This is a genomic window from Fusicatenibacter faecihominis (assembly GCF_020686945.1).
GTDB lineage: Bacteria > Bacillota > Clostridia > Lachnospirales > Lachnospiraceae > Limivivens > Limivivens faecihominis.
Map to the genome: position 1 here is coordinate 68,439 of NZ_JAJEPR010000015.1, position 15,212 is coordinate 83,650.

Genomic DNA, 15,212 nt, shown 5'->3' on the forward strand with positions numbered 1-15,212 from the left:
TTCCTCCTTATAGTAGTTAGTAGTGCTCACGGATTGCTCCGTGCTTTGCACTCACGCAATCCGCCCCGCTATTCGCATATCGTGAAGCTTACGCTCCACTTTTATGCTCATATCGGGGCGTGTCTCAAGATCATATCTCACCCCTTGTGCAAGCACAGGTGTGAGAATGACCTTTTGACCCCAACATCATCATAAATATATCATAGAAAAAAGTTGTCTGCACGGAAAAAATGCATTTTTAGTAAAAAAACAGTTGAAAAATAAAAATGGATGTGATAAAATATCGACAATTTGAGCAAAAGTAAGGGGGGACGACGAATAGGAAAACAGAAGTTCTTATTCCCGTCTCTTTTTTTATGTGCCCCGCAACTGTTTAGAAAGGATTAGGTGACATATGAAAGCATTTCTGATTTTGGAAGACGGAACCGTCTTTACCGGAACCAGCATCGGTTCAACCAGGGAGGTAATCAGCGAAATCGTTTTTAACACTTCCATGACCGGTTATCTGGAAGTCCTGACCGACCCGTCCTACGCAGGACAGGCAGTGGTAATGACCTACCCTCTGATTGGAAACTATGGTATTTGTTATGAAGACATGGAGTCCGGACGCCCCTGGCCGGATGGATATATCGTACGGGAGCTCTCCCGTATGCCCAGCAACTTCCGTTCTGAGGACACCATTCAGAATTTCCTGAAAAAATTCAACATTCCGGGAATTGCAGGAGTAGATACCAGAGCCCTGACAAAGATCCTTCGTGAAAAAGGTACCATGAACGGCATGATCACCACCAACGAGAACTATTCCCTCGATGAGATCATACCGAAGCTGAAAGCCTACACTACTGGAAAAGTTGTGGAGAAAGTTACCTGCAAGGAGAAATATGTGATTCCGGGAGAGGGCCCGAAGGTAGCTCTTCTGGACCTGGGTGCCAAGAGAAACATTGCCCGTTCCTTGAATGAGAGAGGCTGCGAGGTTACAGTTTACCCGGCAGACACCCCCGCGCAGGAGATCATCGCGTCCAAACCCGACGGTATCATGCTTTCCAACGGCCCTGGAGACCCGAAGGAATGTACCGGCGTGATCCGCGAGATCAAAAAGCTATATGACACAGAGATCCCCATCTTTGCCATCTGTCTCGGCCATCAGCTCATGGCTCTGGCTACTGGCGCAGATACCCATAAGATGAAATACGGCCATCGCGGCGGCAACCATCCGGTGAAAGATCTGACCACCGGCCGTGTCTACATTTCCTCCCAGAACCATGGTTATGTGGTGGATATGGATACGCTGGATCCGAAGGTGGCAACGCCCGCTTTTGTAAACGTAAACGACGGAACCAACGAAGGTCTTGCCTATACGGGAAAAAATATTTTCACCGTGCAGTTCCATCCGGAGGCTTCCCCGGGACCCCGGGATTCCGGTGTGCTCTTTGACCGTTTTATGAAGATGATGGAGGTAAAAAAGAATGCCTAAGAATCCAGAAATCAAGAAAGTTCTTATGATCGGCTCCGGCCCTATCGTCATCGGCCAGGCAGCAGAGTTTGACTATGCGGGAACCCAGGCTTGCCGTTCCTTGAAGGAAGAGGGCATCGAGGTCGTACTTTTAAACTCCAATCCGGCTACCATCATGACGGATAAAGATATCGCTGACAAAGTTTACATAGAGCCGCTGACTGTGGAAGTAGTAGAGCAGCTCATCGAGAAAGAGAAACCCGACAGCATCCTTCCGACCCTGGGAGGCCAGGCTGGACTGAACCTTGCCATGGAGCTTGCCGAGAGAGGTTTCCTGGAAGAGCACAACGTCCGCCTCATCGGTACCACGGCAGAGACCATCAAGAAGGCGGAGGATCGTCTGGAATTTAAAGAAACCATGGAGAAAATCGGCGAGCCCATTGCAGCTTCCCTGGTTGTTGAGAACGTAGAAGACGGCGTGGCTTTCGCTGAGAAGATAGGCTACCCGGTTGTGCTTCGTCCGGCGTACACCCTGGGCGGCAGCGGCGGCGGTATCGCTCACAACTATGAAGAACTGGTGGAGATCCTGGAGAACGGTCTTCGTCTCTCCCGTGTAGGTCAGGTTCTGGTAGAACGCTGCATCGCCGGCTGGAAAGAGATCGAGTACGAGGTAATGCGTGACAGTGCAGGAAACGTGATCACGGTCTGCAACATGGAAAACATCGACCCGGTTGGCGTGCATACCGGAGATAGTATTGTAGTAGCTCCGTCCCAGACCCTGGGAGATAAAGAGTACCAGATGCTCCGTACCTCCGCTCTGAACATCATCTCCGAGCTGAAGATCACCGGAGGCTGTAACGTACAGTTTGCCCTTCATCCGGAGAGCTTCGAGTACTGCGTCATCGAGGTAAACCCCCGTGTAAGCCGTTCCTCTGCTCTGGCAAGTAAAGCCACCGGTTACCCCATCGCAAAGGTTGCAGCAAAGATCGCTCTTGGCTACACCCTGGACGAGATCAAAAATGCCATCACCGGAAAGACTTATGCGAGCTTTGAACCCATGCTGGACTACTGCGTGGTCAAGATTCCGCGTCTTCCCTTCGATAAATTTATCACCGCAAAGAGAACCCTTACAACTCAGATGAAGGCAACCGGAGAGGTTATGAGCATCTGTGATAACTTCGAGGGCGCTCTGATGAAAGCCATTCGTTCTCTGGAGCAGCATGTGGACTGCCTGCTTTCCTATGATTTCAGCGATCTGGACGACGACGCTCTCATCAAACAGCTGAAAGTCGTTGACGACCGCCGGATCTGGGTTATCGCTGAGGCTCTCCGCCGCGGTGTTACCTATGAGACGATCCACTCCATCACAAAGATCGACGAGTGGTTCATCGATAAGATTGCCATCCTCGTGGAGATGGAGCAGGCCCTGAAGACCCAGGAGCTCACCGTTGACCTCTTAAAAGAAGCCAAGAGACTGGAGTTCCCGGACAATGTCATCGCCCGCCTCACCGGAAAGAGTGAGGAGGAGATCAAGAATCTTCGTTATGAAAACAGTATCGTAGCCGCTTATAAAATGGTAGATACCTGTGCGGCAGAGTTCGAGGCTGAGACCCCGTACTACTATTCCGTATTCGGCCGTGAGAACGAAGCAGTAGAGACCAGCGGAAAGAAAAAAGTTCTGGTTCTCGGTTCCGGCCCCATCCGTATTGGTCAGGGTATCGAGTTCGATTTCTGCTCCGTTCACTGTACCTGGGCATTTAAAAAGGAAGGCTTCGAGACCATCATCATTAACAACAACCCGGAGACCGTAAGTACGGACTTCGATATCGCTGATAAGCTGTACTTTGAGCCGCTGACTCCCGAGGATGTGGAGAACGTGGTAAATATCGAAAAACCCGACGGAGCTGTGGTTCAGTTCGGCGGACAGACCGCTATCAAACTGACCGAGGCTCTGATGAAGATGGGTGTGCCCATCCTCGGAACCTCCGCAGAGAACGTAGATGCGGCAGAGGATCGTGAGCTCTTCGATGCAATCCTGGAAGAGTGCCAGATCCCGAGACCCAAGGGACATACCGTATTTACCGCAGAAGAGGGCATCAAGGCGGCCAATGAGCTGGGCTATCCGGTTCTGGTTCGTCCTTCCTATGTACTGGGCGGACAGGGCATGCAGATCGCCATCAATGACGAGGATGTGGAAAAATACATCGGCATCATCAACCGTTATACCCAGGAACATCCGATCCTGGTAGATAAATACCTGGTAGGAAAAGAGATCGAGGTCGACGCTGTCTGCGACGGGGAGGACATCCTGATCCCGGGTATCATGGAGCACATCGAGCGCGCCGGTATCCATTCCGGAGACAGTATCTCCGTTTATCCGGCACCTAGCCTCAATGATAAAGTAAAAGCCACCATCACTGACTACACCGCGAAGCTGGCGAGATCCCTTCATGTCATCGGACTTATCAACATCCAGTTTATCGTCTGCGGCGAGGATGTTTACGTCATCGAGGTAAATCCGCGTTCCAGCCGTACGGTTCCCTACATCAGCAAAGTAACCGGTATCCCCATCGTTCCTCTGGCAACGAAAGTAATCCTGGGCCGGAAGATCAAGGAGCTTGGCTACACACCGGGACTTCAGAAGGAAGCTGATTACATCGCCATCAAGATGCCGGTGTTCTCCTTTGAGAAGATCCGCGGCGCAGATATCAGCCTTGGACCGGAGATGAAATCCACCGGTGAGTGTCTGGGAATCGCTAAGACCTTCAACGAGGCTCTCTACAAGGCCTTCCTTGGAGCAGGCATCAACCTTCCGAAATACAAGAACATGATCATCACCGTCCGAGATGAGGACAAAGAGGACATCATCGATGTGGCCCGCCGCTTTGAGAAGATCGGCTACCGGATCTTCGCTACTCTGGGAACTGCCAAAGTTCTTCAGGAGGCAGGCGTTCACGCTGTCCGCACCAACAAGGTGGAGCAGCCGTCACCGAACCTTCTGGACCTGATCCTCGGCCACGAGATTGACCTTGTCATTGATACTCCGCCCCAGGGCGTCGAGCATTCCAGAGACGGTTTCGTGATTCGCCGTACCGCCATTGAGACCGGCGTCAATGTTCTGACCGCTATGGATACGGCCAGAGCTCTTGTAACCAGTCTTGAGAACACCGATATCCGTAAGCTGGAGCTCATTGATATCGCAACTGTGAAAAACATCTGAGAATAGAGAATAAAAAATTACCGCAGAGATCTTTGGATTTCTGCGGTAATTTTTTTGAAAAAGGAGAAAAACAATGCCCGAATGGACACATTTTGACGAAAACGGAAACGCCCGTATGGTGGACGTGACAGAAAAAAATCCCACGATCCGTACGGCCACGGCGGTGGGAAGCCTTCTGGTGAGCGAGGAGGTGCTTTCTGCCATCAAAGGCCACGAGATCAAAAAAGGAGATGTGCTCACAGTGGCCCAGGTGGCAGGAATTATGGCGGTGAAACAGACCTCCCACCTGATTCCCATGTGCCATCCGCTGCTGACGCAGAACTGTACAGTCAATTTTGCGCTGGAGGAAAAGCCCTCACCCAGAGTCATCGCCCGCTGCACCGTAAAGCTGGAGGGAAAGACTGGTGTGGAGATGGAAGCTCTCACCGGCATCTCTGTAGCCCTGCTCACGGTCTATGACATGTGCAAGACCCTGGACAAACGGATGATTATGACGGATGTTCACCTGGAAGAGAAGACCGGAGGAAAAAGCGGAGAGTTCCATTTTTGATTTTTGACAGATAAAAAAAGCCTGGAGCAGACGAAACAACATTGCTCCAGGCTTTTTTCAGTAAAATTAGTTATCTTCCGGCATATCCTCGCTGGTGTATACCTGACGTTTTCTTGCCATCTCATCACTTTCGAGGTATTCATCGTAGGTGGTGATCTTATCAATCATGGTGCCGTTCGGCAGGATCTCCATGATACGGTTGGCCGTGGTCTGAACGATCTGATGGTCGCGGGAAGCGAAGAGAATCACGCCCGGGAATTTGATGAGACCGTTGTTCAGAGCGGTGATGGACTCCATATCCAGATGGTTGGTCGGCTCGTCCAGAACGAGTACGTTGGCTCCGGAGATCATCATCTTGGAGAGCAGGCAGCGGACTTTTTCTCCTCCAGAGAGGACTTTGACTTTCTTCATACCGTCGTCGCCGGCGAAGAGCATTCTTCCGAGGAAGCCGCGGACATAGGTGGCATCCTTGATCTCGGAGAACTGGGTCAGCCAGTCAACGATAACCAGATCGTTGTCGAATTCTTTCGTGCTGTCCTTCGGGAAATAAGCCTGGCTGGTGGTCACGCCCCATTTATAGCTTCCCTCGTCGGGCTCCATCTCTCCGGTGAGAATCTGGAAGAGGGTGGTTTTTGCAAGTTCGTTTCCGCCGACGAAAGCAACCTTGTCGTCATGGCCGAGGATGAAGGAGATGTTGTCCAGAACCTTCACACCGTCGATAGTCTTGCTGATGCCTTCTACGGTGAGCACTTCATTTCCGATTTCGCGGTTGGGACGGAAATCAATGTAGGGATATTTACGGCTGGAAGGACGGATCTCATCCAGCTGGATTTTTTCCAGGGCACGTTTACGGCTCGTAGCCTGTTTGGATTTGGAAGCGTTGGCGCTGAACCGGGAGATGAACTCCTGCAACTCTTTGATTTTTTCCTCTTTTTTCTTGTTGGCTTCTTTCATCTGACGGATCATCAGCTGGCTGGACTCGTACCAGAAATCGTAGTTTCCGGCGTAGAGCTGGATCTTGCCGTAGTCGATGTCGGCGATGAAGGTGCAGACCTTGTTGAGGAAATAACGGTCATGGGAAACGACGATAACCGTATTGTTGAAGTTGATGAGGAACTCCTCAAGCCAGCTGATTGCATCGAGGTCCAGATGGTTGGTCGGCTCGTCGAGCAGAAGGATATCGGGGTTTCCGAAAAGGGCTTTGGCCAGAAGAACTTTCACCTTCTCACTTCCGTTCAGGTCCTTCATGAGAGAGTAGTGAAGCTCCGGAGCGATGCCCAGACCGTTTAAGAGAGTGGCGGCATCAGACTCGGCCTCCCAGCCATTCATCTCGGCAAACTCACCCTCCAGCTCACTGGCGCGGATACCGTCCTCGTCGGTGAAATCCTCTTTCATGTAGATGGCTTCTTTTTCCTTCATGATATCATAGAGGCGCTGGTTTCCCATGATGACGGTGTCCAGTACGGGGAAACTGTCGTATTTGAAGTGGTCCTGCTCCAGTACGGAAAGACGCTGGCCCGGGGTGATGATGACATCGCCGCTGGTGGTCTCGAGCTGACCGGAAAGAATCTTTAAGAACGTGGATTTTCCGGCGCCGTTGGCTCCGATGAGGCCGTAGCAGTTGCCTTCGGTGAATTTGATGTTGACGTCCTCGAAAAGGGCTTTTTTGCCGATTCGAAGAGTGACATTATTTGCACTGATCATATTTGTATTGTACCTCCTTAGAAACAGGACTGCATGTGGTCATACAGCGGTTTCCTGGCTTTTCACATGTTTTTTGACTGCATCGTTTCTATTCTAACTGAAAACAGAAAAAAAGCAAGTGAAAAATGGAAAAAACCGGGCTGCTTCCGAAAAAAGACAAATTGGTTTTGTGTTGACTCTTGTGGATTTTGAAAAAGACTTTGTTAAAAATCGCTAAAACCGCATATTTCCGGCATTTTTCCATTGGGAGAAAATATTGAGAAATCAGTTGCTTTTTGACGTAAATCATGGTAGAATGGAAACAATCAAAATAAAACAACACAATCAAACATAAGGAGGATCATTCTCATGGCTATTAACGAGTATGAAATCAAAAAACAGATCTGCGACATCGGCAAACGCATTTATGACCGGAACATGGTTGCTGCAAACGATGGAAACATTTCCGTAAAACTGAACGACAATGAATTCCTTTGCACCCCGACCGGTGTTTCCAAAGGTTTCATGACTCCGGAGTACATCTGTAAAGTAGATGCCAAAGGAAACGTAATCCAGGCAAACGGAAACTTCCGTCCGTCTTCCGAGATCAAAATGCACATGAGAGTGTATGAGAAGAGACCGGATGTAGGTGCAGTTGTACACGCTCATCCGAACTTCGCTACCGCTTTTGCTATCGCAGGTATTCCGCTGACACAGCCGATCATGCCCGAGGCAGTTATCGCTCTTGGCTGCGTGCCCATCGCTGAGTACGGCACACCGTCCACTGTTGAGATTCCGGACAACATCGAGAAATACCTTCCGTACTACGACGCAGTTCTTCTTGAGAACCACGGCGCACTGACCTGGAGCACCGACCTTCTGGCAGCATACATGAAGATGGAGTCTGTAGAGTTCTACGCAGAGCTTCTCTACAAATCCAAAATGCTGGGCGGCCCGAAGGAGTTCGACAAAGAGCAGATCGCAAAACTGTACGAGATCAGAAGAAAAATGGGTCTTCCGGGCAAACATCCCGCAAACCTGTGTGCAGAGCTGAACGGACCGGGCAAAGGATGTCATTCCTGCGATGCAGCATGCTCCTGCGGTACCAAGAAAGCAGAGCCGGATGTAGAGAAGATCGTCGCTGAAGTGACAAAGAAGATTCTGGAGCAGATGAAATAATTTTTAAGGAGGCTCATTATGGCTATTAACGAACAAGAGATCCAAGAGATTGTTCGAAGCGTCCTGAAGGGCATGGGTACCACAGCTGCGGCACCGGCAGCCCCGAAGGCTCCGGAGAAGAAGCTTCTGGGTATCTTTGAGACCGCAGATGAAGCCATCGCGGCAGCAAAGGCAGCACAGAAGGAAATTCAGCCGATGCCCCTGGAATTCCGTGAAAAAATCATTGCAAATATCCGTAAAAAAACACTGGAAAACGCCAAGCTCCTTTCCGAGCTGGCAGTAGAAGAGACCGGCATGGGAAATGTCGGCCACAAGATCATCAAGCATCAGCTGGTGGCTGAGAAGACTCCGGGCACGGAGGATCTCAAGACCATCGCCTGGTCCGGTGACAGAGGCCTGACACTGACTGAGATGGGTCCCTGGGGAGTGATCGGAGCTGTCTGCCCCTCCACAAACCCGACCTGTACCGTCATCTGCAACTCCATCGGCATGCTGGCTGCTGGAAACGCAGTCGTATTCATGCCTCACCCCAGCGCAAAGAACTGTTCCAATCTGGCCATTGACATGGTAAACCGTGCCAGTGTTGAGGTTGGCGGTCCGGAGAATATCGTGACCGCAGTTGCCGAGCCCACCATGGATGTGAGCAACTACATTTTCAAGCACAAAGACGTGGATATGCTCTGTGCTACCGGCGGCCCGGGCGTTGTGACCGCAGTCCTTTCCTCCGGAAAGAGAGCAATGGGAGCAGGAGCAGGCAACCCGCCTGTACTGGTGGATGAGACCGCCAATATCCCGAAAGCAGCCCAGGATATCATCAACGGCTGCACCTTTGATAACAACCTTCCCTGCATCGCAGAGAAAGAGGTTGTCGTTGTAGATACCGTGGCAGACGAGCTGATCTATCACATGGAACAGAATGGCTGTTATCATGCGAGCCCTGAAGAGGTCCAGAAGCTGGTAGATACCGTTCTGGATGACAAGAATGGCAAGAAAGTCATCAGCCGTAAATGCGTGGGACGCAGTGCCAAAGTCCTTCTCGGAAAAATCGGTGTGACCGTAGGCGACGAAGTCCGCTGCATCATTTTCGAGGGAGAGAAGACACATCCCCTGATCTGGACAGAGCTGATGATGCCGATTCTCGGTATCGTCCGTGTGAAAAATGTGGATGAGGGAATCGCTGTGGCAGTAGAGCTGGAGCACGGCAACCGCCATTCCGCTCACATGCACTCAACCAACATCAACAATCTGACCAGATTTGGAAAAGCCATTGACACCGCTATTTTCGTAAAGAACGCACCTTCCTATGCGGCACTGGGCTTCGGCGGAGAAGGATATCCCACCTTCACCATCTGCAGCCGTACCGGAGAGGGTCTTACCTCTGCAAAGAGCTTTACAAAGGCAAGAAGATGTGTCATGGGCGATGCACTTTGCATCAGATAAGGAGTGATAAACGTGGAAATGAATATTGAAGAAATCGTAAAACAGGTCCTGGCTGAGATGAAAGGAGCCGCTCCTGCTGACGTGGCTCCCGCTGTAAAAGCAGATCCCGCGGCAACAGCAGCAGGCGAGATCCCGAAGACCGCTCATGTAGCAGTCCTCACCGCCCTGGAACATTTTGATATCAAAGAGTATCCGATGCCGGAAGTCGGCGACGACGATATCCTCGTAAAAGTAGAGGGCTGTGGAGTCTGCGGTACCGATGCTCATGAGTTCAAGAGAGATCCCTTCAGCCTGATCCCGGTAGCTCTGGGACATGAGGGAACCGGTGAGATCGTAAAAATGGGTAAAAACGTAAAAGTTGATACCGCTGGTAAACCGGTTCGGGTAGGCGACAAAGTCGTTACCTGCATGATCTTCAAGGATGATCCGGAGATCACAATGTTCGACCTGAACAAGAAAAATGTAGGCGGAGCTGATGTATACGGCCTCCTTCCAGATGACGATGTACATCTGAACGGCTGGTTCTCCGATTATATCCTGATCAGAGGCGGCAGCTTCGGTTCTACCTTCTTTAATGTAAGTGATCTGGATCTGGATTCCCGTATTCTCATCGAGCCGTGTGCTGTACTGGTACATGCCGTTGAGAGAGCAAAAACCACCGGTATCCTTCGCTTCAATAGCCGTGTTGTTGTACAGGGCTGCGGACCGATCGGTCTGATCTGCATCGCTATCCTGAAAACCATGGGTGTTCAGAACATCTGTGCAGTAGACGGAGAGCAGAAACGTCTTGACTTCGCTAAGAAGATGGGCGCAAAGATGACTGTAAACTTCAAGGATCACAAGGGCATCGAAGCTCTGGCCGGAGCAGTAAAAGACGCTTTCGGCGGTCATCTGGCAGACTTCGCATTCCAGTGTACCGGTTCTCCGGTGGCACATGCCAATATCTATAAATTTATCCGCAACGGCGGCGGCCTCTGCGAGCTTGGTTTCTTTATCAACGGCGGCGATGCAACCATCAACCCGCACTTTGATATCTGCTCCAAAGAGATCACGATCGTTGGTTCCTGGGTATACACTCTGAGAGATTATGTAACAACCTTTGATTTCCTGAAGAGTGCAAAAGAGATCGGCCTTCCGATGAGCGAGCTCATCACCGATAAGTTCCCGCTGGAGGAGATCAACGAGGCTCTTAAGACCAACCTGGCTATGACCGGACTTAAGATCGCTATCGTCAACAAGTAAGCAGAAAGGAGTGACAGGCCATGCAGGAGGCAGCAGGTCTTCTGGAGGTGTTTGGCTGTGTGGCAGCCTTTGCGGCAGCAGATGCGGCAGCGAAAGCGGCCAACGTCACCATCCAGTCCATTGATAAAAACAAACCTGCCAATGCGGATGCGTTGCCGGTACCACTCATCACCTGCCTGAAGATCAGAGGCAGCGTAGCTGACGTGGAGGCGGCCATGGATGCAGCAGCCGCGGCAGCAGAAAGTATCACTGGTGTGGTATCCCGTTATATCATCGCCGGTCCGTCCGAGGAGACGGAGAAAATGCTGAGGATCAGCGCTATATAATTGTCTTGCAATGTCAGGCAGGATATATTAAAATAAAAGAAGAATGATTGGTTTAACCCGCACAAGGAGGATATAGGAAATGACACAGGAAGCATTAGGAATGGTAGAAACCAGAGGACTCGTAGCAGCAATCGAGGCTTCTGACCAGATGGTAAAAGCAGCAGATGTAACTCTGATCGGTACTGAGAAGATCGGTTCCGGACTGGTAACTGTTATGGTACGCGGCGATGTTGGAGCTGTTAAGGCTGCTACAGAGGTTGGCGGAGCAGCAGCTTCCAGACTGGGCGAACTCGTAGCTGTACATGTAATCCCGAGACCGCACAACGATGTGCAGAAAATTCTGCCGACCATCTAATCGCGGAAACTCTAAAATCCAGTAAAGGAAAAGGAAGCACATATGAAAGCGATTGGATTAGTTGAGCTGCCTAACTGCACGGATGCCATTCAGGCGCTGGATGTTATGCTGAAGACAGCAGATGTTCAGTTCCTCACCTGGGAGAAGAAGTTAGGCGGAAGGTTGGTAACGCTCATCGTCCAGGGGAATGTTGCCGCGGTGACAGAAGCAGTGGAAGCTGCAAAACACAGAGCCGTCGGACGCGTGGTGGCTTCCACAGTGATTGCAAATCCGCACGAAGAAACTTGGAAGTTGATAGAGGTCAGCAGAAGAAAGTATCCGTATCTGCGGGACCTTAACGATACTTCTGTCTGACAGACAGGGGTTAAAGGAGGAAATAAGAATGGAACTTCAGGCATTAGGTATGATCGAAACGAGAGGACTGGTAGCTTCTATCGAGGCTGCCGACGCTATGCTGAAAGCCGCTAACGTTGTTCTGGTTGGTACTGAGAAGATCGGTTCCGGACTGGTAAGCGTTATGGTTCGCGGTGATGTTGGAGCTGTCAAGGCTGCTGTTGAGGCAGGAAGCGCAGCTGCAGAGAAGCTTGGTGAGATCATCGCAGTTCATGTAATTCCGAGACCGCACAGTGATGTGGAAAAGATTCTGCCGCAGGCATAAGATGAAATAAAGGGTGCCGCAGGAGTGCAATAAGTCTCTAGGGCGGCGCCCTTTTCTGCTTATGTATAACAGCAGCGGAAAACTTCGGAGAAAGGAACAGATTATGCAGGAACAAGAGTTAGTAAATGCAATAGCGAAGCTGGTTGTGGAACAGCTGAAAAATGTAGATGTCTGCGATCCGAAAGACCGGATTCCGGTGGGCATTTCCGCAAGACATGTACATCTTTCCCAGGCAGATCTTGAGACCCTGTTCGGAAAAGGCTATGAACTGCATAAAAAGAAAGATCTTATGGGCGGGCAGTATGCGGCGCAGGAGTGTGTGACCATCATTGGAACAAAGCTCCGTGCCATCGAGAATGTCCGTGTTCTGGGACCGGTTCGGAAACAGACACAGGTGGAGGTTTCTGCGACGGATGCAGTGAGACTGGGAGTGAAAGCTCCGGTTCGTCTGTCCGGCGATTTGGCAGGTTCCGCACCGGTGACTCTGGTGGGACCGAAAGGCGCCATCTATCTGAAAGAGGGATGTATCGTGGCAAAACGCCATATCCATATGTCTCCGGAAGATGCAGCACGTTTTGGCGTAGTGGACAAACAGGTAGTAAAGGTTCGTTTTGAGAGCGGAAGAGGCGGTACGCTGGAAGATGTGCCGGTCCGTGTGGATCCTTCTTTTGATCTGGAGATGCACATCGATACTGATGAGGCAAACGGCTTGGGCATCGCCAAGGATATGGGCTATCTGATCAAATAGCAGAAAAAGGGGACTTAGGAAGGACTTGATACAAAGATGATTATTGGCAAAGTTGTTGGAACCGTGATTTGTACGAGAAAGAACAGCAGTCTTGTGGGCAGCAAATTTCTGATCGTTGATCCCATGGAAAAAATGGAGATTGACGGCTGTGACCGGATCGTGGCTGTGGACGATGTGGGAGCCGGTATCGGCGAACTGGTCCTGGTGGCTACGGGCAGTGCGGCAAGACTTGGCTGCGGCGATCCGAATTCCCCGGTGGATGCATGTATTGTTGGTATCGTTGATGACCCGCAGAAAATAGTCATTGTGGAATAAAAGACAGGTTGGAGTAGTGGACATGGTTAGTATGTTAGATTTAAAAAACGCTTTATTTGAGGGCGGTGTCGTAGGTGCCGGTGGAGCTGGTTTTCCCACCCATGCAAAGCTTTCTGACCAGGCAGATACAGTGATTCTGAACTGTGCAGAGTGTGAGCCGCTGATCAAGGTTGACCGTCAGCTGATGGTAGACTATATCAATGAGATCCTTTCCGGTATGCAGATGATGGTGGAAGCCATGGGAGCAAAGGAAGGAATCATTGCGGTTAAGAAATCCTACACAGCCTCAATCGAAGCAGTAAAGAGCAATATTGGAAATTACAAGAATCTCCGTCTTCACATTTTACCGGACATTTATCCGGCAGGAGACGAGGTGGTTCTGATTTATGAGACTACCGGACGGATCGTTCCCCAGGGTAAGATCCCCATTCTGGTAGGCTGTGTCGTTTGTAACGTTGAGACCGTTCTGAACATTTATCAGAAAGTTACCAGCGACACCAATGTGGTAAATAAATTTGTGACTGTGGCAGGTCTGGTTAAGAAACCGGTAACGGTGAAAGTTCCTGTCGGCGTCACCGTAAAAGAACTCATCGACATGGCAGGCGGAGTTTCCACAGAAGAGTATGTACCTCTGATGGGAGGCCCCATGACCGGACGGATCTGCGGCCTGAATGATGTTGTTACCAAGACGACAAAGGCGCTTCTGATCCTGCCTCCGAACTGTCTGCCTATCCGCAAACGCCAGAGTTCTCCGAAAATGGATATCCGGAATGCCATGAGCGTATGTTCTCAGTGCTCCATGTGTACGAGTCTCTGTCCCAGAAACCTTCTCGGACAGTCCATCGCACCGAATGTATTTATGAGAGCCATCGCCAACGGACTTACCTATGATGTGGAACCGTTTTTGAACTCCTTCTTCTGCTGCTCCTGCGGCCTCTGCGAGATGTATTCCTGCCATCAGGGCCTGTCTCCCAGAAGACTTCTGGATCAGTACAAAGGAGCGCTCCGTGCGAAAGGTGTCCGGGTTCCGGACAAACCGGGAAAAGGTGTGGCAGATCCCATGCGTGATGAGCGCCGGGTTCCGGAGCATCGCCTGATTACGCGTCTGGGTCTGGCAGGTTTTGATGTTCCCGCACCCATGACAGAGATCACTTCCGTAAAAGAAGTCAAGCTCATGCTCCGTCAGAACATCGGAGCTCCCTGTGTTCCCTCTGTAAAAGTAGGAGATACAGTCAGTGTAGGACAGAAGATCGCAGCCCCGCCTGAGGGTGCTCTGGGAACCTGCCTGCACGCAAGTATTGCCGGAACGGTTACTGCGGTAACGGACAATTTCGTGAGTATTAAAGCATAATGGAGATGAAAAACGATGAAAGCAATAGGAATGGTAGAATATAAGACAGTCTCCTCTGGTATCAAAGCGGCTGATCTTATTGTAAAAACAGCAGAGGTTGAGCTTCTGGAAGCTCAGACAGTATGCCCCGGTAAGTTCATTATCCTCTTTACCGGTGATTTAAGTGCAATCAGAGTCTCCGTTGATGCGGCAGTCAAAACCTATCCGGAAAGCCTGATTGACAGCTTTGTCCTGGGTAATCCCCACGAGTCCCTGTACCGTGCCCTGCACTGTACGGCAGAAGTGGATACGATCCAGGCCCTCGGCGTAATCGAAACCTTCACAGGAGCGTCTGCCATCGTGGCAGCCGATCATGCAGCCAAGACCGCGGAGGTAACGGTATTTGAAGTCCGTCTCTGCCGTGGTATGTGCGGAAAATCCTATGTGCTTCTGACCGGCAGCGTAGCTGCAGTGACAGAGGCAGTGGAATCCTCCGTGGCACACCTCAAGGAAGAGGGTACGATGCTGGATTACGCGGTAATCCCGAGTCCGTCGAAGGATTTTGTGAAGACGTTGATTTAATGTTTTTGTGAAAAAGATATGGGAAAAAGGAATGGGTGAGGAAGACCTGTTCCTTTTTTTTATACTTTGGAAAGCCTACGAAAACTAAATTCGAGGGGGCGGCTCGGAGTCGCGAGCCCGCCGCCCCCAGA

15 protein-coding genes are annotated in these 15,212 nt (G+C 50.7%); 14 read left to right on the forward strand and 1 reads right to left on the reverse strand.

Going from position 1 to position 15,212, the window contains the following annotated elements; genetic code table 11:
* The first annotated feature begins 394 nt into the window (after positions 1-394).
* The 3 genes from LKD71_RS10210 (at position 395) to moaC (ending at position 5,223) form a co-directional block, all read left to right on the forward strand.
* On the forward strand, positions 395-1,474 hold the full coding sequence (locus LKD71_RS10210) for a carbamoyl phosphate synthase small subunit (protein ID WP_227615318.1): 1,080 nt from the start codon (positions 395-397) through the stop codon (positions 1,472-1,474).
* Positions 1,467-4,673, forward strand: coding sequence for a carbamoyl-phosphate synthase large subunit (gene carB, locus LKD71_RS10215; RefSeq protein WP_227615319.1), 3,207 nt, complete (start codon positions 1,467-1,469; stop codon positions 4,671-4,673). The genes LKD71_RS10210 and carB overlap by 8 nt, the downstream gene beginning before the upstream one ends.
* A gap of 73 nt (positions 4,674-4,746) precedes the next feature.
* Entirely contained in the window at positions 4,747-5,223 is a 477-nt protein-coding gene (gene moaC, locus LKD71_RS10220; RefSeq protein ID WP_227615320.1) for a cyclic pyranopterin monophosphate synthase MoaC, read from the forward strand.
* 66 nt (positions 5,224-5,289) lie between these two features.
* On the opposite strand, the gene LKD71_RS10225 is transcribed toward moaC, so the two are convergent.
* A complete protein-coding gene (locus LKD71_RS10225) occupies positions 5,290-6,927 on the reverse strand; it encodes an ABC-F family ATP-binding cassette domain-containing protein (protein ID WP_227615321.1) in 1,638 nt (545 codons plus the stop codon).
* A gap of 348 nt (positions 6,928-7,275) precedes the next feature.
* Between LKD71_RS10225 and LKD71_RS10230 the strand changes: the two genes are divergently transcribed.
* The 11 genes from LKD71_RS10230 (at position 7,276) to LKD71_RS10280 (ending at position 15,081) form a co-directional block, all read left to right on the forward strand.
* A complete protein-coding gene (locus LKD71_RS10230; protein ID WP_177291305.1) occupies positions 7,276-8,085 on the forward strand; it encodes a class II aldolase/adducin family protein in 810 nt (269 codons plus the stop codon).
* Between the two features lie 18 nt (positions 8,086-8,103).
* The gene (locus LKD71_RS10235; RefSeq protein ID WP_177291304.1) at positions 8,104-9,525 is read left to right on the forward strand and encodes an aldehyde dehydrogenase family protein; all 1,422 of its coding nucleotides are present in this window, start codon (positions 8,104-8,106) and stop codon (positions 9,523-9,525) included.
* An 18-nt stretch (positions 9,526-9,543) separates the two neighbouring features.
* Entirely contained in the window at positions 9,544-10,767 is a 1,224-nt protein-coding gene (locus LKD71_RS10240; protein WP_255632980.1) for a zinc-binding dehydrogenase, read from the forward strand.
* Between the two features lie 20 nt (positions 10,768-10,787).
* Complete coding sequence (locus LKD71_RS10245; protein ID WP_177291302.1) at positions 10,788-11,093, forward strand: BMC domain-containing protein; 306 nt, start codon at positions 10,788-10,790, stop codon at positions 11,091-11,093.
* 79 nt (positions 11,094-11,172) lie between these two features.
* The gene (locus LKD71_RS10250; RefSeq protein ID WP_117767838.1) at positions 11,173-11,448 is read left to right on the forward strand and encodes a BMC domain-containing protein; all 276 of its coding nucleotides are present in this window, start codon (positions 11,173-11,175) and stop codon (positions 11,446-11,448) included.
* 42 nt (positions 11,449-11,490) lie between these two features.
* Complete coding sequence (locus tag LKD71_RS10255; protein ID WP_177291818.1) at positions 11,491-11,802, forward strand: BMC domain-containing protein; 312 nt, start codon at positions 11,491-11,493, stop codon at positions 11,800-11,802.
* Positions 11,803-11,830: 28 nt separating this feature from the next.
* On the forward strand, positions 11,831-12,106 hold the full coding sequence (locus tag LKD71_RS10260; protein ID WP_177291819.1) for a BMC domain-containing protein: 276 nt from the start codon (positions 11,831-11,833) through the stop codon (positions 12,104-12,106).
* Between the two features lie 103 nt (positions 12,107-12,209).
* The gene (locus LKD71_RS10265) at positions 12,210-12,854 is read left to right on the forward strand and encodes a phosphate propanoyltransferase (RefSeq protein ID WP_177291820.1); all 645 of its coding nucleotides are present in this window, start codon (positions 12,210-12,212) and stop codon (positions 12,852-12,854) included.
* Between the two features lie 36 nt (positions 12,855-12,890).
* Positions 12,891-13,169: a EutN/CcmL family microcompartment protein gene (locus LKD71_RS10270; protein WP_177291821.1), complete on the forward strand. Its 279-nt coding sequence runs from the start codon at positions 12,891-12,893 to the stop codon at positions 13,167-13,169.
* Positions 13,170-13,191: 22 nt separating this feature from the next.
* Complete coding sequence (locus LKD71_RS10275) at positions 13,192-14,520, forward strand: SLBB domain-containing protein (RefSeq protein WP_227615323.1); 1,329 nt, start codon at positions 13,192-13,194, stop codon at positions 14,518-14,520.
* Positions 14,521-14,535: 15 nt separating this feature from the next.
* Positions 14,536-15,081 (forward strand): BMC domain-containing protein, encoded by a 546-nt coding sequence (locus LKD71_RS10280; protein WP_227615324.1) that lies wholly within the window; start codon positions 14,536-14,538, stop codon positions 15,079-15,081.
* Positions 15,082-15,212 lie beyond the last annotated feature (131 nt).